The sequence below is a fragment of the Pseudoclavibacter sp. CFCC 14310 genome, assembly GCF_008831165.1.
In the GTDB taxonomy this organism is placed as follows: Bacteria; Actinomycetota; Actinomycetes; order Actinomycetales; family Microbacteriaceae; genus Pseudoclavibacter_A.
In genome coordinates this window covers 375,181-399,881 of the sequence record NZ_WBKC01000002.1, presented here as the reverse complement: position 1 = coordinate 399,881, position 24,701 = coordinate 375,181, and the positions used below count along the sequence as shown (strand labels likewise).

Genomic DNA, 24,701 nt, shown 5'->3' with positions numbered 1-24,701 from the left:
CGCGAGTCCAGCGACCGCGACCAGGGCATTCGGACGAACCGTTCGGGTGAGGGCCGTCTAGCGCGTCTCGAAGCACATTGTCTCAGACGACCAGGAGCAGGTCTGCAGCGGGCCGTCGCCCGTGCTTGACGGGGTAGGTTCGGCGCTGCCGCTGCCGGGGTCTGACGGGATCGAATCTTCCGGCGGCTGCGTGCCGGTGTGAGTCTCGGCCGTCGGAGCAGGACTGGCTGAACGCGCCGGATTCTGCTCGGGCTGCGCCTCGCCGTCGGCCGAGGCGGAAGGCGACGGCACGATGTCGGACGAGGACGGAACGGCCGGGCCTGGTGCGTCGGGCTGGGTCAGCAGTGCATGCATCGACAGGCCGATCACGACGACCAGCCCCGCAGCGGCCACGAGAAGCGCCACGACTCGGAACGAGTGCCATGCCCCGTGAGACGCAGTCGTCTGCGCAGACCCACCGAGCGTGGTCTCGAGTTGGGCCTGATGGGTTCCTCCATCGATGGCAGACGACATGTCATCGGTGCCCGAGTCTGTGTCGTGCTGCGGATCGGCAGCCGCTGGAGAGGTAGACATCTGCTGCGCTGAGAAGGCGGCGATCGGGATTCCGACGAAGAGAAGATAGGGAAACTTCGTCGACTCTCTGCTCTCGCGTACGGCGGCGCTGCAGTTCGGGCAGCTGTCGACGTGGCTCCAGAACTTCTCAGCGACAGACGGCGCCGCGAGCCCTGACAGCACTCTGCCGGTCTGTCTGAGTGTCTTGCTGCAGATCTCGGGCCGATCGGGAACCGTCACGTGTGACTGTATCCAACGCGAGCGGAAATCCAGCTTCACCTTGTACAGTCGCCGTGATGTCTGTGGTTCAGTCAGCCCGGTGGCAGCTGCGATAGACGAAATGGAAGCCTCGTGACCGAAACGTTCGACCAGCAGGAATCGATCACGTGGGGAATACTCACCCAAGAGACTCTCGACGAGAGCCTGGCCCTCAGGCGAAGCGGTCGGCTGCTCTGACTCCGCCAGCAGGCGCTCCAGAGCACCGTCGTCCAGAGAGCTGAGATGAGAGCTGAGACTGCGCTCACGTGCGATTCTGCGCCGCACTGCTGTGAACAGATAGGCGCGAGGGGTGCGGAGTGAGGCGTGGCCCCTGCGACGTGCTGCGAGGGCAGACTCCAGCACGGCGGAGGCTACGTCGTCGGCATCGAGGTCGGGCGCATGACGGTGGACGTAAGCACTGAGACGACGGTGATATGTGCTCCAAAGCGCTGCCAGCCGGTCAGCGTCGACGTCTTCGTCCTGGATAGTGTGGGGTGTGTCCGTCGGTTCATTCCGAGGGTCTTCCCGATCAAACTGCATAGAACCTTCCAAATCCTTGAGGCGTGAGGGAGATTCACGACCACAGTGACTCTCTCTTCAGAGAGGTTCCATTTGCATGGGACAGCTAGCACGTTCGGTTGTCGCCGCACCAGACCGACATGCCGAACGACTAGACTACATCGGAAAGTGAGAACGGATGAAAACGCATCAATTAGATACTGCCCGAGCGCGGCCACTGCGCTCCGGGTTCGCGGCGAAGACCGCAGCTGTTGCGGCATTGGCGGCCCTTTCGTTTGGGACGCTTACGGCGACCCAGGCCAGCATTGCGACGGCTGACGACGCATCCAATGCTCAGACCGGCTGCAGCTACGGAACAGACGGACCAAACGCTGACACCCTGTGCTGGATCGACATGTCAGGTCTGAACACTGATGAGGCGAAGAGCGCCGCAGGCCAGCCCATGTCGATCTCCCTGCCGGGCGGATACGAGATGTCGTTCGTGGCCCATCTCACGGCCGGCAGCGACCAGGGGCCGCGAGACGTGGTCGCCACCTCACTGCCCACCTACGGGGGCGCTGTTCTGGGCAACGCCTTCTACAAGAACACGGCGGGAAAGCCAGCGCTTTGGATTCCCCAGGCCCAGCCTGGCGAAGACTGGAACGGGTGGGTCAGCACGATCACCCTCGACAACGTCAAGGTGGCCAATCAGGCTGGTGCTACGAACAGCACCTATTCCTTGGTCGTAGCCGATGCTGAGTCCACGGACGGGTCAGGGGGCGGCGGGAACGCCGAAGGTCTTCGATTCTTCTCGGACTCATCGCTGAACCAGCTCGCCACCGCGCAGCCCGCCGGCTACTCGCAGACGTGTGCCGGAGGCCTCTCGGGGGTCGGTACGAACGAGGTGACATGTCTCGGCCTGCCCGGAGACAAGTCGACAAGTGCCGGCGCACAGGTTCTCAAGGCCAAGGCTCCGAGCAAAATCGGCGCTTCGATGAAGGTGAACGCCAACTCTCGCGAGGCCATCGCCTTCGCTGTGCAGTTCTCCACCGTTCAGGTGACCAAGGACCTGCCCAAACGGTACGATGCCAACGACAACTTCACCGTGTCGAGCTCGACCACTGACACCGAGCTGGGAGAGGCAACCACCGCCGGCAGCGCAACGAACGCTACGACAGGTCGCAGCACCCTAGTCAGCGATGCAGACGGTGATCGTGTGACGTTCACAGAGAAGGCGGCATCACCTTCAGTCGACTGGAGCCATTACCAGAACAGCTGGTCGTGCACTCGCAACGGGAAGGTCATCCCCTCGTCAGATCTGACGTATGCAGACGACGGTCGGTCAGTCGCCGCACACGTCGGAGTCGGCGACTTCGTCGATTGCACAGTGACGAACACGGCTCTGTTGGGCGGTGTCTCGTGGCAGAAGACCGATGCAGACGGGGCTGCTCTGAACGGCTCTCAGTGGTCGCTGACCGCTTCGGACGGATCGGTTATCAACGTCGCTGACAACGGTCAGAACGATGGGAATCCAGCAGCAGGAGCACTCTCCGTTTCAGATCTGCCGTGGGGACAGTACACACTCAAAGAGACCCAGGCACCGGTCGGCTATGACATGACCGATGAGTCGAAGACGGTCACCATCGATGCGCAGCATCTGAATGAGACCTTCGGGTCGATCACCAACAGCCGAAAGGCCGGACTTCTCTCGTGGTCGAAAGTCGACGGAGACACCAGTGCCGCTCTCGGCGGATCGGAATGGACCCTGAAAGGCCCTGACGGTACTACGGCACCGATCGTGGACAATGGCCAGAACGACCGGAACCCGGCCGACGGAGAACTGCAGATCGGCGGGCTGGCATGGGGAGACTACTCCCTCGTGGAGACCAAGGCACCTGCCGGGTACCTCTTGGCGTCTGACCCCATCCCTGTGAAAGTCGATGCGGAGCACACCAACATCGACCTCAAGGGCATCGCGAACACGCAGGCCCTGCCCGGTCTGCACATCGAGAAGTCGTCTGACCCGGCGTCAGGGGCGAAGGTCGACCCAGGCCAAGTCATCAGCTATGCAGTGGATGTGACGAATACCGGCAACACACCTTTGACCCCTGCCACAATCAGCGATGACCTGTCAGACGTACTGGATAACACCTCGTACGTCGAGGGCTCAGCACAGGCCACGATCGCTGGGACTGCCGCCGACGCTCCGACTGTTGACACCGAGAATCGGGTGCTCAGCTGGCAGGGCACGCTGCAGCCGGGCGAGTCTGCGAAGCTCACCTATCAGGTCAAGGTGAACGCCGACGCCAACGACGCTGATCGCATTGTCAACGTGGTTACAGGTGACGGCGTCGTTCCGCCGGGAACTCCGTCAGTGGTTCCCAACTGCGTGCCGGCTACTGCCAGCGAGACTGCGGAGTGCACGACGAATCATGTGCCGTCGGTGCCTGCACCACCGGCACCGACCCCGGATGAGCCCGTCGTTCCTGTCCAGCCCGACAGCCCGGACAACTCATCCGCCACTCCCCCGAGCAACAACAAGCTCGCTCGCACCGGCTTTGCCGACGGGCCTGTGGAGCTGGCTCTCATCGCAGGTCTGCTGGCCGTGACCGCGGGAGCCGGACTCACTCTGGTCAAGCGTCGCCGTAAGCAGAGCTGATTTGATCAGCACGCAGTCGTCGTCGTCTGGGGGTGAGCCTCGACGACTGCGTGCTTCGGCCTGATGAACGCCTGAGGGGCTTCGCCAGCACAGTTCTGTGTCTGGCGAAGCCCCTCAGGCAATTCCGGATCGCTCTTGAGTGAGGTCGGCGCGGGCTGGTGTTCTCGGACGGCCTGAGCGATTCGCTTTGGTGCAGTTCTGACGCGCTTGGAGACGCCACCATGAGTCCCGTGGTCGTCCGCGCGTGAATCGCCACGCGCGTGGCTCGCGCAGTGAGCTCTGCTGAGTACTTACGACGGCTGCCATGTCGATCATCCTTCCGTGGCGACCCTACCCTGCATCACACACGGCACGATTCGACTTGTGCACGGCCTGCCGGTGGCTGAGCCACAGTCCGGCATTCGCAGCTCCGGGTAGTCGTTCTACTGGGCATCCACCAGCAAGTGCATGGTTGGGATCAACAGCCAAGAAGCACACTGACGCGGATGCCACGAAGCTGGCACCAATTTTTCGATGGTGGTTTCCCACGTGGGCGCGGTGGCAGCAAGATGAGAGTCGCAGATGTCGCCGTCGGAGACAAAGCGAGCGTGGCGGATCAGCGCCGCACAGGTCCCCGTGACGGCACACCGTGGAATGGACGTCATCCCGTCAAAAACTGTGCGGTCTCGTGAGTCCGTCTTGCACTTTGAACGCGGTCGCCCAGATAGACGAGGAACTCGAACTGAAGGTTCGCTGCGAGCCCTCTGAAACACCAATGCCGATGGGCTGAGAGCGACGCTCTCCCGGCCTCGAACTCTCCAGGGAAGATTCTGGTTGAACGCCACTGCTCCGGCTCAGCCCAGCGCGCTCAATGAGTCCATTCCCGAGGATCGCCGCGGCCGTAGTTCACATAGGTGCTTGCATCGGTCGCATCTCGGCGTGGCATGTGAGTTACGGGTATGAGCGGTCTCAGGTTGCACTGTTGAACGACCGCGGCAGGCACGGCGCGGAATCCCACGACGGAGGTGCCAGACTCAGTGAGCAGCGACACTGCGCTGGTCAGCGTACTTCATGCAGAGCGCTCGTGACTAGTCGGCGTCCCACACCCTTCATACACAGGGTTGACGGTCATCGACCAGCAAGATTGTCAGTGGAATCGCAGGCGGTCCGACCACAGCCATCCTGCGTTGCGCCGCAGGTGAGAGGCCGCGCGCGCCCTGTGCCGACGATGATGACCACTCTCGTGCCCACGCGCTTCTCCTGTCTCTGTCTGCGGCACTGGATCAGGCGTGGTCGTAGCTGTCAAAGCGGTCGGGGTCGCGCCCCACACGCACGTCGTCCTGCAGCGTGGCGATGCGCTCGAAGTCATCGCCGTCGAGGGAGAAGTCGAGCGCGTCGATGTTCTGGCTGATGTGCTCCTCGTGGAACGACTTCGGAATTACCACGTGGCCACTCTGCAGCTGCCAGCGGATGAGCACCTGGGCCGGGCTGCGCCCGTGCTTTGCCGCGATCCCAGTGATCACGGGGTCGCCAAGCAGGCGGTTTCGACGCGGCTTGCCGTCGAGGCCAGGAATGGAGCTACCGCCCAGCGGGCTCCACGACTCAGTGACCACTCCGCTGGAGCGATTGAAGACTCGCGAGACCTATTGAGGCAGGTTGGGGTGCAGCTCAATCTGGTTGATCGCCGGCGGGATCTCGGCGTGGTTGAGCAAGTGCTGCAAATGGTGGGGCTTGTGGTTGGCGACGGCCTTTTTCTTCCAACCCTCCGCGGCCTTCTCCCTGTGCTCAAGAGCTACTGATGAGCGCATCGCCGAGCTCGGGCAGGTGCTTGTGCAGTATCCCGAGTCCCTCGTCATCGAGGAGGACCCACTCGGACCATGGTCACTCTCTGTCAACCCGACGCTCGGTGAGCGGCTGCCCGGTCGGGTACTGCGGTTGCGCTCTTTCTATCGAGCGTGCGGGGTAGATCTGCGCACCACCGTGGTCGGCGGCCCAGCGCAGGCACTGCACGCGATTGAGCGTGTCAGGAGCTTCGGCGCTGGCCTCAACAGCCGCATTCTGCAGGACACCCTGGCGTTTGCGCTACAATCGGCAGCGGTCACCCGACTGGTAGCTGAGCATCGCGCCGAGTTGACTCGGCGCACGCGGGCGGTGGCCGACGCGCTGCGATCCCGGGGGCTTGAGGTCCTCCTGCCCGCTGACGACCTGCTGGCATGGGTGCCTGTCGCAGATGAGTCGCACGCGCTGCTGGGTCTTGCCGTGCAGAGAATCGTACTCGCGCCGAGCGCGCAGACCTTTGTATCCCCCACCGAGGGTGTCTCGGGATATCTACGCATCGCTACACCTCAGCTGGCAGACGACCCGCTGCTGCTTGCCTCCTTTGCAAACGTCATCGCCGCAGCGGTGGCGGGAACGCTCTGAAAGATCACCGGTCGTCATTCTGTGCAGGAGCCGGTGATGTCTCGCCGGCGTTCTGACATCGGGCCAGTGGAGAGAGAAGTTGGGGGGGAGCCTGCAGCGGTGGTATCCGGTCGGGGTGCACCGGTACATGGGCAAAGATGCGCTGTAACGGGGACGGGGTTGTGTTGAACTGCCCCGCATCTACCGATGCGGATAGCCTGGCTCTGGACAAGCGATCGCAGTGACGGATGGTCTGCGTGACCTCAGCAAACCCGTCAGACCGTAGCCGAGCCCTGTGACAGCAGACGGTCAGGAAACGATGGAGTGAACCTGCGTGGAGATGTGTTCCATGACCACTGTGTATGCGTTCGCCCGTCACCTGCCTACTCCTGATCAGTCGGCGTAGCCGAAGGCGCTCTGGTTCATGTCCAGTTGGGTTGTGACCCTTCTGTGCTGTTGTTGGTTAGGCGCTGAGTTCGTGGGTGGTGTTGTCTCACCCCTGGGTGCCTGGTGCTGGGTGTGAGTATGTGTCTGATCTTGGCGAGGATGTCGAGGCCGAGGTAGCGGCGGCCTTCGACCCATTCGTCGATCAGTTCAGCGAGAAGGACACCGACGAGACGGGTGATCGTGTCGCAGCTCGGGAAGATTCCGGCGGAGTCAGTACGGCGGCAAGTCTTACGGTTCAACCGTTCGTTCGGGTTGTTCGACCAGGTCGATTGGCAGAGGCCTTCGGGAACCCGGTGAATGCGGGGATGTCCGCTCTCGCTGTGTCGAGGTACTTGTGGGTGTCGGGGAGCTTCTCGTCGACGTATTCGAGGAGCCGATCGAACTGCGCGTGGACAGCGTCGGCGTCGGGTTGGTCGTAGCCGGAGTGCAGCATCGCTTTGACCGCTGGCCACATGCTCTTCGGCGTCACGCTCATCAGGTTCGTGGCGACGAGGTCTGCAAAGAAGCAGTTCCATGCAGCTGTGATCTCAGACGCCACGACCGGCAGTCCGAGGATCTCGCGTCGCCCGTCGGCGTTGACGCCGGTCGTCACCAGCACGACCGCGCCTATCGCCCGCCCGCCCTCACGGACCTTCATAGTCAGTGCATCAGCAGCGACTAAGGTGAATGGGCCGGCGTCGCCGAGCGTGCGGTGGCGGAACTGGTCGACATGCTCGTCGAAGTCTGCAACCATCTGGGAGACCTGCGACTTCGACAGGGAGTGGATGCCAAGGGTTTGAAGAGTTTGTCCCTCTGGCGAGTCGATACACCGTTGAGGGAACAGTCCGCGACCAGTGTGATCATAGTTGTCTCGGCTCGGTTGCGACGTTCCAACAGCCACTCGGGGAATAGGCTCCCTGCCGCAGCTTCGGGATCACGTCATCGATCGTGCCGACGCGGGTGTCGAGGTCGCGATGCCAGTAGCCGTTGCGCCGTGTGAGGCGGTCGGGTGTGGGCCTCCCCCATCGGCGCCAGCCACGGCGTCCGAGGCAGCAGACTGCAACGCGCGTTGATCATGGTTTGCAGCGGGCTCCGCCTCAGATCCCGCGACGCGTCAGACACAGCTTGGGTCAACAGGCGGGCAGGGCCGACAATTTGCGGAGCGCTCATCGTGATGACGCCTTTCGAGCGGAGGTAGGAGCCTTCTCGAAGGATCACTCGGTGACCGCACGGGAGTCTACGACGACGCTCAGCCACCCGTGCCGTTACACCACGCTACGGGGCACTACTCGTGATGCTTTAGAACGGCTCTGCGCTGTTTAGAGCCGAGCCTCAAATGAAGTCAAACCTTCAAGCGGCTACTGATTCCAAGATCTCACGTGCATGGGTCCACAGCAACGCTCCGCCCGCATCGGGGAAGACCCTTCGTGTGGCTCCCGGAATCCGCCCTGTGAGCGTCTCGCCATGATCCGGTGAATGGGTGATGTCACCGGCGCCAAAGAGCACCTGCACGGTGCAGTCAATTGCGTCGAGATCGAGATCCCAAGTACGCATGGCGATGAGTGTGTCTCGTACATACCCGGCTCCACCATTGTTGAAGCCTTCTTCGAGGCTGCGGCGGTAAAGGGATACGAACGGCTCTCTCCGGTAGAAGCCAGCATCTTCCGGCCCGGAACCGCTCATCACCATTTCCTCCATCGCGTGTGCAGAGAAGCCTGCGAGGATCGCTGCTGCCTCCTCGGGCTTCGTCTGCGCGAGGTCGCTGAGCATCGTTGCTTCTCGGGGTAGCATCGCGTGGATGCGAGGATGGGCGATCTCATCCGCGGGCGAGACGAGGGTGAGGCCGTCTGCACCACCTGCGCAGGCGAGGGCGAGTCCGAAAACAGCCCCCTGAGAGTTCGCTACAACTGCCACCTTTCCTGTTTGCTCGCCGAGAACTGCCGAAACGAAAACCAGATAGTCCGCTGCCGTTGACGCGAGCGTTCTGGTCGGATCAGGGGTTGACCCACCGATTCCAGGCCTGTCCATCGTGAGTAGCTGCAGGTTCAAAGTGGAGAGCAGATCGCTTCCAAAAGTCATCAGCTTGCTCGTAGCAGCTCCGGCGACAAACAGGACCGGCCGTCCTCCGGCCGGTCCATAACTCGTTCCCGAAAGTACTCGACCATCAGCTGTTACAGCTTGCTGTTGACGCTCATTCTGCATGGGCCAAGCCTATATGGGGTAACTCATCCGCTCTGTGCGGAACCGGTGCCGCAGCCTCGTTTCGACGAACTCCGGCTACGGATAACAAGAGTTCGGAGTTATCGCCCCAGCGGCGCATGGCCGAAGCACTGGGGGTGGGAGTCTGGACACTACGTGTTCAGAATTTGCGCGTGCGAAGACGTGAGGGGTTCCATGGTCGAAACCTCCGGGACGATCCGCGGTATCCCGGGCCAGAAGTGGGGCGTGTGGGACTTGAACCCACGACCAAGGGTTATCTCGCATTGTAGATTCCCTTAGCACACTGGACGCCTGGAAGCCTTGTGTTTACTGGGCAGCGCTCGTTTCAGCGTAGGTCGATTATCTCGGTTTATCCCAGTAGGTGCAATGAACGGAACCGTTTTTGGCACCCAATTTGGCACCTGCCTGGGTCAGAGCTCTGCGTATAGCTCTGCCATGTTCCGGCTGCCGTCGTTCACCTCATCGCCGTACTTGAGTGCCTCGGCGAATGTCGTCGGTTGGGACGCATTGACGCGGCCGCCGTTGCGGGAGAGCTCGGACAGGCGGATGGAGCCGTGCTCGTTGGTGAGACCTGACTCGGGCGGGAACACGAATGCTCCGTTGACTATCGGGTCGTCTCCGTCTTCGGTGATGTCGGTGGCGTACAGTATGGAACCTGGCCGCTGTGGTCACCGTTGGTACTGGGTGGGTTGTAGATCAAGACTGCGGTGATTTGTTCTGGTCGGTCCCATCACTTGAGATGCAGCCGGAGTGGCCTGCACCGTGTCTCTCCTACCGTGCTGATACAGCACAAAGGCTCCCGGCGGCACTTCGTCCGTGGCTCCGAAGCGATGACATGTTCGACCTCGCCACTCGTGATCTTTCTGCCCAGAGAATTAGTGCAAGGTATAGCTGTGCACGTCGTTCATTCGCCCGCGCGTATAGGGATCGAGCTGAGGCAAACCCAGTACGCAAGCGCACCTGCCCCGACTGCAGGTTGCCGCACTCGATGGTGCCGGTACAGAAGTCACCACGAAGCGCTGGGCAAGCTAGAACTGGGAGGTTGGCGGACACGGACCTACTGCGAACAATTGGGCGTGAGATGGGAAGGCTCAGGGGCGCAAGGCTCATTGTGAGTAGGACAACACTGGCCTCGGGGTTGAATCCCTACCATCCGTCCAGACCATCGCCGCAGTAATGCTGCGCCTGCGAGTCTCGTCAGAATCGTGTTCACCGGCGATGCAACGGCAGTCAAGCAGTAATCCGCTTTGTCTAATTCGAGAACCGCGGTCCTCTCGGTGCAGTTCGGCGCTAGCTCCCGGTTCGTCAGAAGCGGAGCGGACAGAGCAGGTCGAGCTTGGCGAGCGAGGGGCCGATGGTACATGTAATATGCAACTTATATGTACGATTGTACGCAATGGAGAAAGCCTATGATGAATTACTTCGATGGAGATCCCAGAAGCAACCGCGAGAGGATGCTTTCCGGTGACCTGTATATCGCCGACGACCCCGATAACGCACGGCTCGCTCGCCGCGCGGCCGAGCTAACTGATGCCTACCATCGAGCCACTGTCACTGGCTCTGAGAACGCGTTGCCGATCCTCCGTGACTTACTTGGAGCCCTTGGGGAGCACGCGCACGTCAAGCCTCCGTTGTATGTCGACTATGGCGAGAACATCAGTATCGGAGCCCGCACATTTGTGAATTACCACCTCACCGCGCTCGACGTCGCCACAATCACCATCGGTGAAGACTGTCAGATTGGACCGAACGTTCAGCTCCTCACCCCCACTCACCCTCTTGACCCTCAGCCACGCAGAGACAAGCTAGAGGCGGCGAAACCGATCACTATCGGAAACAATGTGTGGCTGGGCGGAGGCGTGATCGTGTGCCCGGGGGTCACCATTGGTGACAATAGTGTCATCGGTGCGGGCGCTGTTGTGACCCGTGACATCCCGGGCGACGTCGTTGCCGTTGGCAACCCCGCTCGCGTCGTTCGTGCACTATGACCTTCCCGTTACCGAAAGGTAGGTCTCGTCGATCGGACCCCGACCGACGGGATAGGCTCATCGATGCGTGCCTCGAGGTCATCACGAGTGTCGGCGTGGCCGGCACCTCCGCTCGCCGCGTAGCTGCCGCCGCCGACGTCCCACTGGGATCGGTGACATACCACTTCACCAGCATGGACGAACTGATGCATGAAGCGTTCACACGCTTCAGTATCTGCATAAGTGAAATCTTCGAGACATACCTCAGACAATCCGGCAGCCGTGATCAAGCTGCCCAAGCTGTGGTCGCGTTGATCGAGTGCGATGTGCTCAGAAGCACACGCGTGGTCAGACTCACCCATGAGTTGTACGCTCTTGCCGCACGCAACACCGCTTATCAGCCGTTGACTACCGCTTGGATGGTTCGCAGCCGTGATGCGTTGCAGAAGCACTTTGACTCCACGACGGCACGTATCCTTGATGCACTAATTGAGGGGCTTATCCTGCACCGTGCACTCGACGAGGCCACACCCCCGGAAAACCTCGCAGCTGATGCCATTGCAAGAATCATCAGCGCCCAGCCCGATCGCTGACTCCGGGCCCGCCTGGCGAACACGGCAGCGTCGGCGGTCTAGTCATCGTGACTTCCTTGACGTTCATCAGCTTGCTCACCGATTCCACGGGCCATAGAGGTACCCGGTGGTGTGGGTGTGGAACAGTGCCTTTGACATCCCAACAAGCCTGCACACTCCTCCTCGCTCTTAGTTAGACGGCTCCTCCCAAACAACTGGCACGCCCATGCGCGTGCGCACTTTGAGAGGTCTTCGAATGGCAGAACTGTCACAAGTGCTTCTTGGCAGCTTGGTCGACGAAGGCCGTGTCGTGCAAGAGGAGCAGAAAGAGAACACAGTCGGTGCAGACCAGACGTCCGTGTTTGGCTTCACCTGCAGCAGACCCGTCCGACTAGCGTGGAGTCACCCGTTCGGTACTAACACCCCATGAGGCCCCGTCTGGGTATGCGACGGAACGTGTCTGTTGTAGGTACCTGCCGGTCATCGAGCCAGGTGCGGTGAGCAGTCCGCTTGGCGGTCCTTGGTAGACAATGGTGCCTCCTTCGTGGCCTGCGCCGGGACCGATGTCGATGACATGATCGGCGTGGCCGATGACGCGCTGGTTGTGTTCGATAACGACGATTGTGGCTCCCAGATTCACCAGCCGGTCGAAGAGCTCGAGGAGCTTGTCTGTGTCGGAGCCGTGGAGTCCTGCGGTCGGCTCGTCCATCACGATGTGCAGGGTTGACGGACTGGGTGTGACGGTGAGACATTTGGCGAGCAGAAGGCGCTGGCGTTCACCGCCTGAGAGGGTGTCGGTGGCCTGCCCGATGCTGAGGTAGCCCAGCCCTACGTCTTGGAGCCATTCGAGCGATGCCGTGATGTCACGGATTCTGCCGAACACGTCGCATGCCTGTGACGCGTTCATCGCCAGGACATCTGCGATGGATCGCCCACGATACTGAGCAGCCAGTGCGGTGGGATTGAACCTGGTCCCCTTGCATGCTTCGCATGGTGTGTTGACATCGTCGAGGAAGGCCAGATCCGTGACGATCACGCCCTTGCCCTTGCAGACAGGACATGCGCCTTTCGCGTTTGCACTGAACCATGAGGGCGACATGTGGTTGGCACGAGCGAAGGCACGGCGGATGTGATCGCTGATTCCCAAGACGGTGGTGGAAGTTGACCGACTACCGCCGTGCAGTGGTTCCTGACCAATGACAGTGAATTGCGGATGCTGAGCGGGCAGTTCATGAGCGGCGAGTGTGCTCTTGCCTGAACCGGCCACCCCGCTCACCACGCTCAGGGCGCGGAGTGGGATGTCTATGGTGATGTCGCGCAGGTTGTGGGCGGTGGCATGCTCGATGGTCACACTCTGAGAGTGGGCCCGCGGATTGCTATTGATGTGCACCCGCTCGCGAAGCATTAACCCGGTGGCGGTATTGGTAGCGGCCAGTTGAGCGGGGGTTCCCTCGAATTGGACGCTTCCACCGTTGGTTCCGGCGCCGGGGCCGAGGTCGATGACGTGGTCGGCGGCAGCGATCACAGCGGGGTGGTGTTCTACGACGAGAACGGTGTTGTGCGCATCTCGCAGGCCGACCAGCAGACGGAGGAGTCGGTGGACGTCGTGTGGGTGCAGGCCGACACTCGGCTCGTCGAAGATGTAGCAGACATCGCTCAGGGCACTGCCGAGGTGACGCACGATCTTCACTCTTTGCGCCTCGCCGCCTGAGAGCGTTGTCGAGTGCCGATCCAAGCTCAAATACCCCAGTCCAGCGCCATCCATTGCCTCTAGCCGGTCACTGATCGCGGCGAGTAGAGGGCTCACCCGGTGCTCATGCGTCATTTCGACTACGCTGCGGAGCTCGCTGATCGGCAGCGCAGACCAGTCCGCTATCGACAGGCCGTCGATAAGGCTGGAACGTGCGGCCTCGCTGAGGCGAGACCCACGACAGCACGAACAGGTCTTGTGAGTGACGACCCGCAATAGCGCCTCCTTCTCGTCTTTGGTCAGATGCGAGGGAGATTTACGAAGGTAGCTGTTTCGGAGTCGAGGGATGACGCCGTCGAACTTGCTCGTCTTGGGATACTCCGGGTCAGGTTTCGCGAGCACTACATCCTCCCCGTAGAGCAGCGTGTTGAGCGCACTCTCAGGGAGGTCTGACAGAGGCGTGGCGGGATCGACAAGGCCTGAATGCACCATTCGCGACCAACGGTAGCTTCCCGGTGCGAAGGTGGGAAATCTGATCGCGCCTTGGTTCAGGCTCATCGACATGTCGATGAGACAGTCAAGGTTGATGTCGTCGACCGCGCCCAGACCTTCGCATCTGAGGCACATGCCCGACGGGTCGTTGAACGAATAGGCCGGCGAGTATCCGGCAGAGGGGCTACCGATACGAGAGAACACCATGCGCAGCAATGGGGCGATGTCGCTTGCCGTCCCCACGGTCGACCGGGCGTTGCCGGTGAACGGGCGCTGATCCACGACGGTCGTGAAGGTCAATCCGTCGATACCGTCCACGTCAGCTCGACCGGTAGACGGGAGGCGATTGCGCACGAACAGTGGGTACGACTCCGCCACCAGACGCCCGGCTTCCGCGGCGATCGTACCGAATGCCAGCGAAGACTTGCCTGATCCTGACACTCCCGTGAATGCAGTGATCTGGTGTTTCGGCACGCGAACAGAGACTCCTGCGAGGTTGTTCGTTCGTGCGTTCACCACGCGAATCCAGTTTGCCCGTTCTTGGCTCGTCATGCTCTAACGCTACAATCCAATCCGGACATATTCTGGCCACAACTAATGGGGTGAGGAGCCGAGTCGATGGGGTCTCCCCGTGAGCGGATGCTGCGCCTGCTCTCGCTGCTGCAGAACGGAAGCCGGTGGACTGCGCCGCAACTGGCCGAAGCGACCGAAAGCGCACCTCGCACGCTGCGTCGCGACATCGAGTTCCTGAGAGACCTCGGCTATCCGGTTCACAGCAGCAGAGGGCCCGGCGGCTACTACCAACTCGTGGCAGGTCGGGCGCTGCCGCCGCTCATGCTTGAAGACGACGAAGCGATCGCGACCGTACTTAGTCTCAAGGTCGCCGCAAACGGCGCGACCAGCGGCCAGGATGCGACCGATGCCGCACAGAGGGCCGAGTCGAAGATCCACCGCATCCTGCCGCCCAGACTCCGACGCACCGCCGAAGCACTCAGCGCGACAACGGATGTTGCCAGTAGCGTGGACTCGCTGCCACAGGCTGGGCTTGTGTCGGTGTTCGCTGAGGCTATCGCTGCTCGCAGAGTGCTCACCTTCGACTACACTAAGCCTGCGGGTGTCTCGCCGCGCCACGTGGAGCCGGCGCGACTACTGCGCCTGCAACAGCGTTGGTACCTCTTCGGATGGGACCGAAAGCGTGGCGACTGGCGCACTTTCCGTCTAGATCGCATCAGCGACCTGTCTGCCGAAGCCGGGAGCTTCCCTTCGAGAAACTTGCCTGCCGCCGATCTCCCAACATATCTTCGCGAGCAGTTCCGGGGTATTCCAGAACGAACCGTCACCCTCGTACTCCATGCGAACGTACAAGCAGCGGCCGATCGCCTGTACCGTCTGGATGGCGCCCTCGAACCAGTCGATTCGAATCAGTGCCGATACACCGCGCACGTCGACTCATACGAGTGGCTCGCCATGGTTCTTCTTCTCACCGACATCGAGTTCACCGTCGAATCGCCGAAGGCCTTCCGGTCCTACCTCGCCGAGCACGCCGCCAGGCTCCTCCGCGGAAGCAGGCTGTAGAACCCAAGCGATTGGAACGGTCGATACACATGTCACAGCAGGTGGTGGTCCCCTCACCAGCTCGATATCGAACAAGAGTCCGTACGAATGCTGGGTGACCTTGACTGGAGCTGCCGTACGCCTGCGACCTGTGCGCACGGTGCCCGGCATGCCCATGCGGGTAGTCCGAGCACCATGCGCAGCACACATGACGGATATGACTGGATTCGACGCACACGGGAACTTGCACGGCGGAAACGGGCGGTTCGGATGCGGTCGTACTGGTCGTCGAAGTCGGTCGTCGTGATGAGCAGCACATCGTCGTTGTCTGCGCTGGTGAGGCTTTCGTCTGTGATCTTCACGAGTGCGACCGTCTCTGAGCGGTAGAGGCTGTCGTAGTCGATGTCTGCATCTCGCTCGCCGATCACCACGGGGACGACGTGCATCTGCTCGACATGATCGAGGGCCTGGCGGATGCGTGCGGTGATTCTCTGCGTGGTCATGACGTTCGCCTTTCATCGAATCTGTGTGGCACTGCCTCTGTGCACGGAAGGTCAGTTCCCTGTTGAGCCGAAACCGCCGTTGCCGCGACCGTCTTCGCTTTCCGGCAGCGCGACCACCTGTTCCAGACGCAGGGCCTCGAAACGGAGAGGAATGAGCTGCGCGACCCGCTGGCTGGCCGTGACAGAGATTGGGCGATCGCCTTGCGCGATCAGCAGCAGACGGATGTCGCCGTGGTAGCCCGGGTCGATGATTCCCGGTGCGTTCGCCAGCTGGAGGCCTTCTGCAGCGCACCCAGACCTGATCGCGATCATCCCCATCACGCCGAGAGGAAGAGCGACACGCACACCGGTGGAGACGACTGTCGGGCGCATCCCGGGCGTGACGATCGCAGGTTGTGCGGCGTACAGGTCGATTCCTGCCGATGCCAGTGACCTCGGCTCAGGTGGGGGCCGGTGTAGCGGAGTGTGTCCATGACAGCCCCTATGCGGGTCGACGCGCGGGGCGAATCTGGTCGGGGTGCTCTTCTGCTGGATTCGGAGTGTCTGCGCGCTCTGGCCTGGCCGTGTCGGAGAATCAGGTCATGGCTCGGGTCGAGATTGCCTTCACTGTTCCGCTCTATGTCTGCGGGTTCGACGAGCAGCAAGTGCAGCGGGTCGCGGGCGAGGGCCCCAGTGTGAGCGCGGCGCAGAGCAGTGCAGAGGCCAGGCTTCCGGACGATGTAGACGTGGTCGACTACTGCGTCTGCGAGGGCTGAGCACTCCCGTTACCCCCACTGCTCGAGAATGATCGAGCCTTTCGGGGTGCTGATCTCCCAGCCTCCATGGTTCAGCTTGGCGTCCACGGCACAGCGCAGATCCTGCTGATCGTCTGTGGGGTCGAAGCCGAGCTCATCCAGGAGCCGCTGAGCAGCATCATCGTCATCGAAGCGACGCTCGGCCACAGCTGTCTCGAAGCCCGACACTCGAAGCTCGTCATCTTCGTCGGTTTTGACCTGGATGCTGCGAATGCCGGGGTTGGTGTCAAGCATCTTGGACGCCGCCTCCTCGGCGAGCGCGTCGCCTCACCGACCTGTTCGGGCTGAGCATCGAAGGTACCAATCGCTACGTCGACACCCTCGAACACCCCGACCTCACCAAGCCACTGTGAGCGGAGGGCAGAGGTTCCCTGCATGACCGGGAGACCAGCGGTGAACCTGAATCATGTCCTGCTATTCGCCTGCGAGGATGCGGCTGATGCCCTCCCGATAGGTCGTGATCGCGAAATCAGGGAATCGCGATGCGAACTTTGAGGAGTCGAAGATGTTGTCCTGCCGGTAGCGCGGCAGCAGCTCTTCGCTTTCCTTGACGGCAGGATTGAGCAGCCCGCCGACACAGAACACCCACCGGGGCACCATCGTGTAGCCGATCCGTCGGCCGGTCACCTCGGAAGCAATATCGATCATCTGCCGATAGTCGAGGCGGTGCTGATCGATCGGAAGATGCCAAGTCTGTCCGAAGGCGTCCGGGGTGTTGCCGATCAGTGCCATCGCCTGGCTGGCATCCGGGGTCCAGATCAGGCTGCGCTCGGCGCGAGCGTTCAACGGCACCAGCGGTCGCTTGCCCGCTGCGATGCGGTTGAAGATCACCGAGTTGCTCAGGCTCTGGGTCTTCCCGGGACCGTAGAACTCCGGGGCCCTGCAGATCACCGCCTCGATCCTGCCGGCGTGCATCTCGGTCAGCAGCGTCATGGCGATTTGTGCCCGCACCGTCGCTTTACGCCCGACTGGTTCGAACGCGGTGTCCTCGGTCTGCGGTGCAGCGGTGCGAGGGTACATGTAGGTGTTGTCGAAGAAGACCAGCTTGCTGTCGTGCTTCTGGCAGGCGGCAATCGTGTTCGTCATCATGGCCGGAAACTTCTGCTCCCACAGCCCAGAGTTCATCGGCAGGCCCACCGTGAGATAGACGATCTCGCTTCCAGCCACCGCCGCTTTGGTGGCCTCGGTGTCCATGAGATCGGCGGAGACGAGCTGATCGCTGTCGTTCACCTTGCGCGGGTTTCTGCTGACCAGACGGATGTCGTGGGTGTGGTTGCGATGGAGTTCGCGGGTGAGTTCTTCGGCGATCTGGCCGCCTGCGCCCAGTACGGTCTGCATGATGTCCTTCCGGTTCGATTCTGGTGCGCGGTCCCGCGGGTAGCTCAGAGGAGTGCGGCGACCTTGGTGGCGGTCTCCTTGGCCGAGCCGGGGTTCTGCCCGGTGACGAGCCTGCCGTCAACGACGGCGTTGGAGACGAACGGCAGTAGCGCCTTCGAATAGTTCGCCCCGCGCTCCTTCATGCGCTCTTCGACGTTGTAGGGCACGAGCTTGTCGACGCGGGCAAGGACCTCTTCGCGCCAGGAGAACCCGGTGATGTTGCGGCCGGCAACGAGGTAACTGCCATCGGAGAGTGTGGTGTCGAGCAGTCCGCAGTAGCCGTGGCAGACCGCCCCGACGACTCCACCACGTTCGAAGATCTCGCGGGTGATCCGTTGCAGCCCCTCGCTGCCGGGAAAATCGAACATCACTGCGTGTCCGCCGGTGAAGTAGATCGCGTCGTAGTCGGCCGAGTCGATCTGCTCGGGGTTGGCCGTGTTCTCCAGCAGCGCCATCCGTGCCGGGTCGTCATGCCAGGCCTTGGCGGACTTATCGTCATAGGGGAACTTCAGCGACCGCGGTTCCAACGGTGACTTCCCGCCTGCGGGACTCACAATCGTCTGTTCAAAGCCACGCTCAGCGAAGATGTCGTAGGCGTGGGTCAACTCCGACAGCCACAGCCCGGTCGGGTGCGAGGGGCCGGCGTCGTAGTGGTCGACGTTGGTGACCACGAGCAGGATGCGTGTACTCATGAAAGGTTCTCAATTCTGGGTGAGGTGATGGGTGCGAACACAGTGGTGAAAACCGAGCGCACACGCTCATCGACCACGCCTTGGTCGGCGGCATTGAGTTTGCCGTCGAGGTGCAGGAACGCGAGCCCGTGGGCCAGCGACCACCCGGCAGCAGAGAGAGTAGCCGGGTCTGATTGCGGGGAGACCGTAGCCATCACTGCTTCGAGATAGTCGTGCAGCGCACCGGCAGCTTGTACCCGCTCATCGTCCTGGTCATCGCAAGGTTGCCCGAACATGAGCCGGAACAAGGCCGGTCTACGCATCGCGAAGCGGACATAACCGACCGCGAGTTCAGCCACCTCGGCGGTCGATTGTGGAAGCGGTGTATCCTCGGCGAGGTCGCGCATCAGCTCGTGCAGCCCGTGCACGGCCATCGCGGACTCTAGCGCTTTCCGATCCGGGAAGTGGCGATACGGGGCGGCTGTCGATACCCCTGCGCGGCGGGCGACTGCGCGCAACGAGAACGCCTCACCACTTTCAAGTATCTCCAGGGCGGAGAGCACGAGTGTTGCCCGCAGGTCACCGTGGTGGTAGCCCGGCTTGGCCGACTCCGATTCCATCGACACCCTCCCTAAGTAAGCACTGCTTACATTAGCACGGGGTCGCCAGCCGCACACCACGCGACGCATCCACTGTCGGCCGGTTACGGTAGTGATACCAGGTGAAAGCGTACCAAGCGGTGAGACGCGTCAGGGCGACCTCGGCCGCAGACGACCAAGTTCCACGAACATTGAAGTCGAGATAGTCTGAGGACGTATCGAGCACTCAAGTTCCGGCGAAAACCTTCAATATTTCGACAAACTTTTGAACTTTGACGCCTATGCGCCGGGCCGGTACATTCGCGGGTCAACGCCGAGGAACGCGAACCAGCCGTGCAGGTAGCCGAACACGAGCACGGCCAGCAGCAGCACGAGCACCGCCACCCTCGCGATCTTCTTTGCCCACGCGATCCCCGTGGTCGCGGCGAGCATATAGATGGTTCCAGCGCCGAGACCGGTGACGGCCGAGAGGCAGGAGACGACGGACTGAACCTGCGCGGAGATGTGTTCCACGACCACTGTGTATGCGTTCGCCCGCCACCGCCCTGCCTCCGGTCAGTCGGCGTAGCCGAACGCGCTCTGCAGCAGGTCGGCCGTGCGCTTGTCCACCCACGGCAGCTCCTTGATGTAGAACCGGCGGGTCGTCTCACTGGAAGCATGCCCGAGCAACCGCGCAGCAAGCTCGAGATCCCCAAGGGAGGCGATCTCCGTGGCCAGGGTCTTGCGCATCGTAGAGAAGAGCACGTTCTCAACCGGCGCCTCCAGATCCTCGAACAACCGCTGCTCCACTGCCCAGTCCCGGAACTTCCGGAATGCACGGTCCAGATTGTTCAGCTGGTACGGCGTGCACCTGCGAGTGCGGAACAGATAGTCCTCGGCGTCGGCACAGACCTGCATCTTCGCCAAAATGATGTCGGCGGCGAACCGCGGCAGACAGATGATGCGCATCTGACGAGCGCGCTTCGGCGTAGGCTTCCGATGACCGTTTCGCACGCACTCCGCGACGCTTCGTCGACTCCCACCGAACCAGCACCCGACGCACCGCACCAACGTCATGAGCACTCAGCGCCTCCCGCTCCGTCTTCGCCGGCCTGATCGGGGTCGTCGCAGCCGCAAAGTCACGGTCGATGAGGCCCATCCGCACCAAGTGCTGACAAACCATCCCTAAGACGATTCTGGCCATCTTCGCATTCCACGCCCCACGCTCATCCAGGATGCTGGCGATCATCCCCTCGAGCAGAGGCACGCTCAGATCGCTGACCAGTACCCGCGTCAGACGGTTCTGCAGTGTCCGGTTCAAACACCGCTGATACTGTTCGAGCGTCCCAGCTGCCGCATTCGGATGAGCCCGTTTGTACGCCTCCAACCACTGACGGCCGGCTGCTTCGAGCGTCGACCCCGTACCGAGTGCCTGTGTGGAGTCGGACATCTTCGAGAGAGCCTCATGCATCGAGTCCAAGGCGGACGCCTCGTCTGGTCCGCTGCGTTCGATCTGACGTGCGGCACCATTCATCGAGTAGACCCGGGACCGGGCGACCCACCGCTCTGCTACCTGGCTCACCGAGATCGGCGAGTGGGTTCCCGGTGATTTTGATGGTCTGCTCATTGGCTCAGGCCGCTTCTTGCAGGTCCGATGCTTCCATGTCTCGCAGATATTGGTCGATTGTCTCCTGTCGCCACCGGATCGAGCCGCCGATCTTCACCGCACGCGGGCCGATGCCCTTTGATCTCAGGTTGCGGATCGTCTTCTCTGAAACGTTCAGGAGTGCGGCGAGGTCTTTGATGGTCAGCAGTGGGCGCGGTGCCGTTTCGCTCTGTGTCATGTGACCCTCTATGCGCGTCGTTGGTGCGGAGGTGCGGAAACGGGACATAACGGGATATTGGGATCGCACACCCCATCTGAGAGGGGTTTTTGCTGAGTTTTTGCTGGATTGAAGCATCCGCGGCCCTTCGTATTCAAGGGCGATCCGCACGATACCGGGGCAAAACGTGGGGCGTGTGGGACTTGAACCCACGACCAAGGGATTATGAGTCCCGTGCTCTAACCAGCTGAGCTAACGCCCCCGACCACGATCGCGCGCTGATGCGCCGCAGCCAGCAGTCAATGTTACCGGGTGCGGTGCTCTGGGCTGCAGTCCGCCGGCCAGCGTTTTGCAGAATGGGTGTTCGAGCGATCACTTGGCGACGACGGTCGCGAGCTCGTCCCATCTGGTCGTCGCTCGCGGTGAGAGCATCTCACGCTTCATCTGCCACGTCGGCCCGGACTTGAGCCCTGCCGCGCCGAGCCCGACGGCGTGGCTGCCCAGTCGGTCGTTCACCCGGTCGAGCATCGACCCCAGATGATGCACCTTCCCAGGCTGCTCGTCAAAGAGGTCGAACTCCTGCTGCTCCCCCGGTTGGCGCAGATCGCTCAGCGTGATGCCGGCGCGCACATAGCGGCGGTCTTCGAGCATGCGCGGCAGAATCAGCGCGCACGCTCGATTGGCAACGGTGACCGGGTCGTCTGTTCGAGGAACTACCTCGATCGCCCCACTCGCCGTGTGCATCGGAGGGCTCGCCCACGCAGTCGAAGCGAACGCGTGCACGGCCCCGGCGACTGAGCCCTGTGCTCGCAGCCGCCGGGTCACATACTGCGCATAGACCGTCAGCACTTCGTGCATCTCGTCGACCGTCGTGACCGGTGTCGAGAACGACCGCGAGTACATCACCTGCTGCCGCGCGCCGGGCTGCACGTCGTAGTCGATGCACGGCTTGCCGCGCAGCTCGAGCATGGTGTGGGCCATGCGCACGCTGAAACGACGGCGCATCTGCTCGACGTCGGCATCGCGCAGCGCAGCTGCGGTCTCGATTCCCAAGACGGCGAGTTGTTTGTTCGTGCGTCGGCCCACGCCCCAGATGTCGCTGACCGGCGTCGCCCGCAGAATGCGATCGAGCTGATCAGCCGAATACCAGTCGATGCTGGCGACTCCGTTCAGCGCCGCATTCTGCTTGGCGCCGTGACTCGCCAGCTTCGCGAGGGTGCGGGTGGGTGCGATGCCCACCGACACCGGCACCCCGATGTCATGGCGGATGCGATGGCGCATCTCGCGAGCGGTGGCTGTCATCTGCTCTGTGGTGCCGTGCAGGCGCACGAACGCCTCGTCGATGGAATAGACCTCGACACAGTCGCTGAACCTCCTCAGCATCGACATGATGCGCCCGGATATCTCGCCATAGAGCTCGTAGTTCGACGATCGTGCCACCACGCCGTTCTTGTCTGCCCAGACTTGCATGCGGAACCAGGGCTCACCCATCGGAATGCCCATCGCCTTCGCCTCGGCGCTGCGCGCAACCACGCACCCGTCGTTGTTCGAAAGCACGACCACGGGTCTTCTCTCGAGCTCGGGATGAAAGATACGCTCACATGCCGCGAAGCACGAGTTCACGTCGACGAGGGCAAAGCGTTCGCCGCCTGTCGTCGATCGGCTGCCCGCCGGCCCGTTCACAGTCGATGCAGGCATCGTGTTGCGACTCCCCAGATGGAAAGCTCCTGGCCTTCGCGCATGCGGATCACTGGATGCCCAGGGTGCTCTGCATGCAGCTCGGGGCCGGACGCCGTCAGTCGAAAGCGTCTGATCGTGAGCTCCCCGTCGACCACGGCGATGACCACGCTGCCGTCTGACGGGGTGCGCGAACGATCGACGATGATCTCGTCGCCGTCGAAGACGCCTGCTCTGGCCATCGAGTCGCCGACGACTTTGACGACGAACGTCGTCAGCGGATCGTCGATCAGGTGCTCGTTCAGATCGAGAGTGCCGTCGAAATAGTCTTGCGCGGGAGAGGGAAAGCCTGCCATCACCACACCTCCGATCATTCGAATGTATGTTCGATTGTAGCCGGTGCCTGCGACATGAGCACACAGGTCGTGCCTACCATGTGGTTGATGAGCATTGCTGAGAACCCCCTGACCAAAACCCCGAATGCGTGCGCAGCGCCCGTGCCAGCACCGAGCACTGCGACCATGTCCCATGCGCCGGGCGCACCGCATCCTCACGACGAGGTCGACCCACTCGCCCTCGTCATCGTCGTCAATGGTGCCAAGACCCCCGAAGGCCACCTGCAGGCCTCAGCCGAAGATCTCTACGATTCGGTCGCTCGCGCGATCACCGCGATGCTGCACGACGCCCGCCCCGAGTGCGTCGCACGCGTGCGCGCCTGGACCGACGATCGCATCCGCAAAATCGTCAAACGCGCCCGCAACCGGGCCTGGCAGCAGATCGACGCCCTCGCTCTGCCGCACGTCACCGTGACAGTGGGCAGTGCGACTGTGGCAGTGTTCGCTCCCCTGCGCCCGTCTGAGTATCCGTCGGTGCTGCGCAGTGCGCAGGTCGCCGGTCTGCAGGCGGATGCCACGGGCCGTCCGCCTCACCCCGACGCGATCACGGTGCACGTCAACGACGCGCTGCACATGTCAACAGGTAAGACCATCGCCCAGCTCGGGCACGCGGTGCAGATCTTCGGCGACGAGTGCCCGGTCGAGGCGGCGGCCTGGATCGCTGCCGGCTGCGCGGTGAACGTGGTGCCCGGCATTCCGACCGGTCCGCTGGCGGTGCGCGTCGAAGATGCCGGCTTCACCGAGGTGCCGCCCGGCTCGCTGACCGCAGCGATCAGTCTCTGAGCGCCTGAGACGTCGAATCGCCGGCGTCGTGACGCCCGACTCTCGCAGCGTCGATCAGCTCGATCAGGCGGTCGGCGATCACCTCGTTGCCGATCTCGTTCGGGTGGTCGCCGTCGGCGAGAATCCACTCGGGATGCCCCTGCATGATCTGCCCGACATCGAGATAGGTCGCGTGGATCTCACCGGAGGCCCGTCGCACGTCGTCACGAATCTGCGGTAGTGAGTCTGGCTCGTCGGCCGCGTTCCAGAACGGCGAGACCACATAGATCGTGGCCTGCGGGTAACGGTCGCGCAGATCGGTGAAGAAGCTGAGCACGGCGTCGTACTGGTCACCGAAGTCGTCCCACGCCCCGATGTCGTTGCCGCCACCGGTGACCATGACGACATCGGCAGCGGGGTCGGGCAGGCTGTCGAGCACGTCTTGGTAGTCCGGTCGCGGGTCGTCTGGAGTTCCCCAAGCAGTCACGTATCCGGTGCCGCCCAAGGCCACGTTGTTCTCTGTCCAGTCCATGCGCTCGGCGACGAGAGAGGTGAACCGCTCGGTCGGGTCGTCGAGCATCTCACCAGAGGTGTACGAGTCACCGATCACCAGCATGTCGGCGCCAGCACGCTGGGTCGGGTCGTCGTGGTCGCCGACGGTGCCGAGCTGGGGTGGCGCAGACTGCGCCCCTGATGTGGATGCCGTTGTGCCGTTCGAGCCAGCGGTCGGCACCGCATCCGGTGCGAGCCGGGCGGCGGCGTCAGGTGACGTCGACAGGAAGAGAGCTCCGGCGACGGTCGCTGCGGTGGCGGCCACCCCGATCGTTCTGCGAACCCATTTGCCTTGCACAGCG

24 protein-coding genes, 1 tRNA gene and 1 pseudogene are annotated in these 24,701 nt (G+C 62.4%); 7 read left to right on the top strand and 19 right to left on the bottom strand.

Going from position 1 to position 24,701, the window contains the following annotated elements; translation table 11 throughout:
• Positions 1 to 57 precede the first annotated feature (57 nt).
• Complete coding sequence (locus tag F8O06_RS12210; protein WP_192496865.1) at positions 58 to 792, bottom strand: hypothetical protein; 735 nt, start codon at positions 790 to 792, stop codon at positions 58 to 60.
• 931 nt (positions 793 to 1,723) lie between these two features.
• On the opposite strand from F8O06_RS12210, the gene F8O06_RS05650 reads away from it, so the two are divergent.
• Positions 1,724 to 3,967, top strand: coding sequence for a collagen binding domain-containing protein (locus tag F8O06_RS05650; protein WP_192496864.1), 2,244 nt, complete (start codon positions 1,724 to 1,726; stop codon positions 3,965 to 3,967).
• Between the two features lie 1,262 nt (positions 3,968 to 5,229).
• Here F8O06_RS05650 and F8O06_RS05645 read toward each other — a convergent pair.
• Positions 5,230 to 5,559 (bottom strand): aldo/keto reductase, encoded by a 330-nt coding sequence (locus F8O06_RS05645; protein WP_158037933.1) that lies wholly within the window; start codon positions 5,557 to 5,559, stop codon positions 5,230 to 5,232.
• Between the two features lie 118 nt (positions 5,560 to 5,677).
• Here F8O06_RS05645 and F8O06_RS05640 point away from each other — a divergent pair, with 118 nt between their 5' ends.
• Complete coding sequence (locus tag F8O06_RS05640; protein WP_158037932.1) at positions 5,678 to 6,367, top strand: hypothetical protein; 690 nt, start codon at positions 5,678 to 5,680, stop codon at positions 6,365 to 6,367.
• 401 nt (positions 6,368 to 6,768) lie between these two features.
• Here F8O06_RS05640 and F8O06_RS05635 read toward each other — a convergent pair.
• The 3 genes and pseudogenes from F8O06_RS05635 to F8O06_RS05625 all read right to left on the bottom strand — a co-directional run bounded on the left by F8O06_RS05635 (position 6,769) and on the right by F8O06_RS05625 (position 9,582).
• Positions 6,769 to 7,942: pseudogene (locus tag F8O06_RS05635) on the bottom strand (transposase).
• 180 nt (positions 7,943 to 8,122) lie between these two features.
• Entirely contained in the window at positions 8,123 to 8,974 is an 852-nt protein-coding gene (locus F8O06_RS05630; protein WP_158037931.1) for an alpha/beta fold hydrolase, read from the bottom strand.
• Positions 8,975 to 9,402: 428 nt separating this feature from the next.
• Complete coding sequence (locus tag F8O06_RS05625; protein WP_158037930.1) at positions 9,403 to 9,582, bottom strand: hypothetical protein; 180 nt, start codon at positions 9,580 to 9,582, stop codon at positions 9,403 to 9,405.
• 819 nt (positions 9,583 to 10,401) lie between these two features.
• Here F8O06_RS05625 and F8O06_RS05620 point away from each other — a divergent pair.
• Positions 10,402 to 10,980, top strand: a complete 579-nt coding sequence (locus tag F8O06_RS05620; protein WP_158037929.1) for a sugar O-acetyltransferase — start codon at positions 10,402 to 10,404, stop codon at positions 10,978 to 10,980.
• A complete protein-coding gene (locus F8O06_RS05615; protein WP_158037928.1) occupies positions 10,977 to 11,552 on the top strand; it encodes a TetR/AcrR family transcriptional regulator in 576 nt (191 codons plus the stop codon). Before F8O06_RS05620 ends, F8O06_RS05615 begins: the two co-directional genes overlap by 4 nt.
• Positions 11,553 to 11,922: 370 nt before the next feature.
• On the opposite strand, the gene F8O06_RS05610 is transcribed toward F8O06_RS05615, so the two are convergent.
• The gene (locus F8O06_RS05610) at positions 11,923 to 13,785 is read right to left on the bottom strand and encodes an ATP-binding cassette domain-containing protein (RefSeq protein WP_263970008.1); all 1,863 of its coding nucleotides are present in this window, start codon (positions 13,783 to 13,785) and stop codon (positions 11,923 to 11,925) included.
• 546 nt (positions 13,786 to 14,331) lie between these two features.
• Here F8O06_RS05610 and F8O06_RS05605 point away from each other — a divergent pair.
• Positions 14,332 to 15,288 (top strand): helix-turn-helix transcriptional regulator, encoded by a 957-nt coding sequence (locus tag F8O06_RS05605; protein ID WP_225733410.1) that lies wholly within the window; start codon positions 14,332 to 14,334, stop codon positions 15,286 to 15,288.
• Between the two features lie 53 nt (positions 15,289 to 15,341).
• Here F8O06_RS05605 and F8O06_RS05600 read toward each other — a convergent pair whose 3' ends face one another.
• Both F8O06_RS05600 and F8O06_RS05595 read right to left on the bottom strand, forming a co-directional pair.
• Positions 15,342 to 15,770: a hypothetical protein gene (locus F8O06_RS05600; protein WP_158037927.1), complete on the bottom strand. Its 429-nt coding sequence runs from the start codon at positions 15,768 to 15,770 to the stop codon at positions 15,342 to 15,344.
• A 51-nt stretch (positions 15,771 to 15,821) separates the two neighbouring features.
• A complete protein-coding gene (locus tag F8O06_RS05595; RefSeq protein WP_158037926.1) occupies positions 15,822 to 16,304 on the bottom strand; it encodes a dUTP diphosphatase in 483 nt (160 codons plus the stop codon).
• Between the two features lie 47 nt (positions 16,305 to 16,351).
• Here F8O06_RS05595 and F8O06_RS12205 point away from each other — a divergent pair, with 47 nt between their 5' ends.
• Positions 16,352 to 16,525 carry a hypothetical protein gene (locus F8O06_RS12205; RefSeq protein WP_192496863.1) on the top strand — a complete coding sequence of 58 codons (174 nt, stop codon included), beginning with the start codon at positions 16,352 to 16,354 and terminating at the stop codon, positions 16,523 to 16,525.
• A 9-nt stretch (positions 16,526 to 16,534) separates the two neighbouring features.
• Here the strand turns inward: F8O06_RS12205 and F8O06_RS05590 are convergent, their stop codons facing one another.
• The 10 genes from F8O06_RS05590 to F8O06_RS05545 all read right to left on the bottom strand — a co-directional run bounded on the left by F8O06_RS05590 (position 16,535) and on the right by F8O06_RS05545 (position 23,064).
• Positions 16,535 to 16,798 (bottom strand): hypothetical protein, encoded by a 264-nt coding sequence (locus F8O06_RS05590; protein ID WP_158037925.1) that lies wholly within the window; start codon positions 16,796 to 16,798, stop codon positions 16,535 to 16,537.
• Positions 16,799 to 16,978: 180 nt separating this feature from the next.
• Positions 16,979 to 17,902: an NAD-dependent epimerase/dehydratase family protein gene (locus F8O06_RS05585; protein ID WP_158037924.1), complete on the bottom strand. Its 924-nt coding sequence runs from the start codon at positions 17,900 to 17,902 to the stop codon at positions 16,979 to 16,981.
• Positions 17,903 to 17,946: 44 nt separating this feature from the next.
• A complete protein-coding gene (locus F8O06_RS05580) occupies positions 17,947 to 18,633 on the bottom strand; it encodes a type 1 glutamine amidotransferase domain-containing protein (RefSeq protein ID WP_158037923.1) in 687 nt (228 codons plus the stop codon).
• Positions 18,630 to 19,232 carry a TetR/AcrR family transcriptional regulator gene (locus F8O06_RS05575; protein ID WP_158037922.1) on the bottom strand — a complete coding sequence of 201 codons (603 nt, stop codon included), beginning with the start codon at positions 19,230 to 19,232 and terminating at the stop codon, positions 18,630 to 18,632. The genes F8O06_RS05580 and F8O06_RS05575 overlap by 4 nt, the downstream gene beginning before the upstream one ends.
• A gap of 258 nt (positions 19,233 to 19,490) precedes the next feature.
• Positions 19,491 to 19,724 (bottom strand): hypothetical protein, encoded by a 234-nt coding sequence (locus F8O06_RS05570; protein ID WP_158037921.1) that lies wholly within the window; start codon positions 19,722 to 19,724, stop codon positions 19,491 to 19,493.
• Between the two features lie 42 nt (positions 19,725 to 19,766).
• On the bottom strand, positions 19,767 to 20,159 hold the full coding sequence (locus F8O06_RS05565) for a tyrosine-type recombinase/integrase (RefSeq protein ID WP_192496862.1): 393 nt from the start codon (positions 20,157 to 20,159) through the stop codon (positions 19,767 to 19,769).
• 662 nt (positions 20,160 to 20,821) lie between these two features.
• Positions 20,822 to 21,082 carry a helix-turn-helix transcriptional regulator gene (locus F8O06_RS05560; RefSeq protein WP_192496861.1) on the bottom strand — a complete coding sequence of 87 codons (261 nt, stop codon included), beginning with the start codon at positions 21,080 to 21,082 and terminating at the stop codon, positions 20,822 to 20,824.
• Positions 21,083 to 21,201: 119 nt separating this feature from the next.
• Positions 21,202 to 21,275: transfer RNA gene (locus tag F8O06_RS05555), tRNA-Ile, on the bottom strand.
• Positions 21,276 to 21,385: 110 nt separating this feature from the next.
• On the bottom strand, positions 21,386 to 22,711 hold the full coding sequence (locus F8O06_RS05550) for a Y-family DNA polymerase (protein ID WP_158037918.1): 1,326 nt from the start codon (positions 22,709 to 22,711) through the stop codon (positions 21,386 to 21,388).
• Positions 22,693 to 23,064, bottom strand: a complete 372-nt coding sequence (locus F8O06_RS05545; RefSeq protein ID WP_158037917.1) for a LexA family protein — start codon at positions 23,062 to 23,064, stop codon at positions 22,693 to 22,695. Before F8O06_RS05545 ends, F8O06_RS05550 begins: the two co-directional genes overlap by 19 nt.
• A gap of 69 nt (positions 23,065 to 23,133) precedes the next feature.
• Between F8O06_RS05545 and F8O06_RS05540 the strand changes: the two genes are divergently transcribed.
• Complete coding sequence (locus F8O06_RS05540; protein WP_158037916.1) at positions 23,134 to 23,868, top strand: hypothetical protein; 735 nt, start codon at positions 23,134 to 23,136, stop codon at positions 23,866 to 23,868.
• Here the strand turns inward: F8O06_RS05540 and F8O06_RS05535 are convergent.
• Positions 23,858 to 24,697 carry an SGNH/GDSL hydrolase family protein gene (locus F8O06_RS05535; protein WP_158037915.1) on the bottom strand — a complete coding sequence of 280 codons (840 nt, stop codon included), beginning with the start codon at positions 24,695 to 24,697 and terminating at the stop codon, positions 23,858 to 23,860. The two genes, F8O06_RS05540 and F8O06_RS05535, sit on opposite strands and share 11 nt — an antisense overlap.
• Between the last annotated feature and the right edge of the window lie 4 nt (positions 24,698 to 24,701).

Excerpts from the sequence above, each read along its gene's own strand:
- F8O06_RS05650 (WP_192496864.1), top strand. The coding sequence starts at position 1,724 with ATGTCAGGTCTGAACACTGATGAGGCGAAGAGCGCCGCAGGCCAGCCC.
- F8O06_RS05630 (WP_158037931.1), bottom strand. The coding sequence starts at position 8,974 with ATGCAGAATGAGCGTCAACAGCAAGCTGTAACAGCTGATGGTCGAGTA.
- F8O06_RS05620 (WP_158037929.1), top strand. The coding sequence starts at position 10,402 with ATGATGAATTACTTCGATGGAGATCCCAGAAGCAACCGCGAGAGGATG.
- F8O06_RS05615 (WP_158037928.1), top strand. The coding sequence starts at position 10,977 with ATGACCTTCCCGTTACCGAAAGGTAGGTCTCGTCGATCGGACCCCGAC.
- F8O06_RS05610 (WP_263970008.1), bottom strand. The coding sequence starts at position 13,785 with ATGTCGATGAGCCTGAACCAAGGCGCGATCAGATTTCCCACCTTCGCA.
- F8O06_RS05605 (WP_225733410.1), top strand. The coding sequence starts at position 14,332 with ATGGGGTCTCCCCGTGAGCGGATGCTGCGCCTGCTCTCGCTGCTGCAG.
- F8O06_RS05600 (WP_158037927.1), bottom strand. The coding sequence starts at position 15,770 with ATGACCACGCAGAGAATCACCGCACGCATCCGCCAGGCCCTCGATCAT.
- F8O06_RS12205 (WP_192496863.1), top strand. The coding sequence starts at position 16,352 with ATGGCTCGGGTCGAGATTGCCTTCACTGTTCCGCTCTATGTCTGCGGG.
- F8O06_RS05590 (WP_158037925.1), bottom strand. The coding sequence starts at position 16,798 with ATGCTTGACACCAACCCCGGCATTCGCAGCATCCAGGTCAAAACCGAC.
- F8O06_RS05585 (WP_158037924.1), bottom strand. The coding sequence starts at position 17,902 with ATGCAGACCGTACTGGGCGCAGGCGGCCAGATCGCCGAAGAACTCACC.
- F8O06_RS05580 (WP_158037923.1), bottom strand. The coding sequence starts at position 18,633 with ATGAGTACACGCATCCTGCTCGTGGTCACCAACGTCGACCACTACGAC.
- F8O06_RS05575 (WP_158037922.1), bottom strand. The coding sequence starts at position 19,232 with ATGGAATCGGAGTCGGCCAAGCCGGGCTACCACCACGGTGACCTGCGG.
- F8O06_RS05565 (WP_192496862.1), bottom strand. The coding sequence starts at position 20,159 with ATGCGCATCATCTGTCTGCCGCGGTTCGCCGCCGACATCATTTTGGCG.
- F8O06_RS05560 (WP_192496861.1), bottom strand. The coding sequence starts at position 21,082 with ATGTCCCGTTTCCGCACCTCCGCACCAACGACGCGCATAGAGGGTCAC.
- F8O06_RS05550 (WP_158037918.1), bottom strand. The coding sequence starts at position 22,711 with ATGCCTGCATCGACTGTGAACGGGCCGGCGGGCAGCCGATCGACGACA.
- F8O06_RS05545 (WP_158037917.1), bottom strand. The coding sequence starts at position 23,064 with ATGATCGGAGGTGTGGTGATGGCAGGCTTTCCCTCTCCCGCGCAAGAC.
- F8O06_RS05540 (WP_158037916.1), top strand. The coding sequence starts at position 23,134 with ATGAGCATTGCTGAGAACCCCCTGACCAAAACCCCGAATGCGTGCGCA.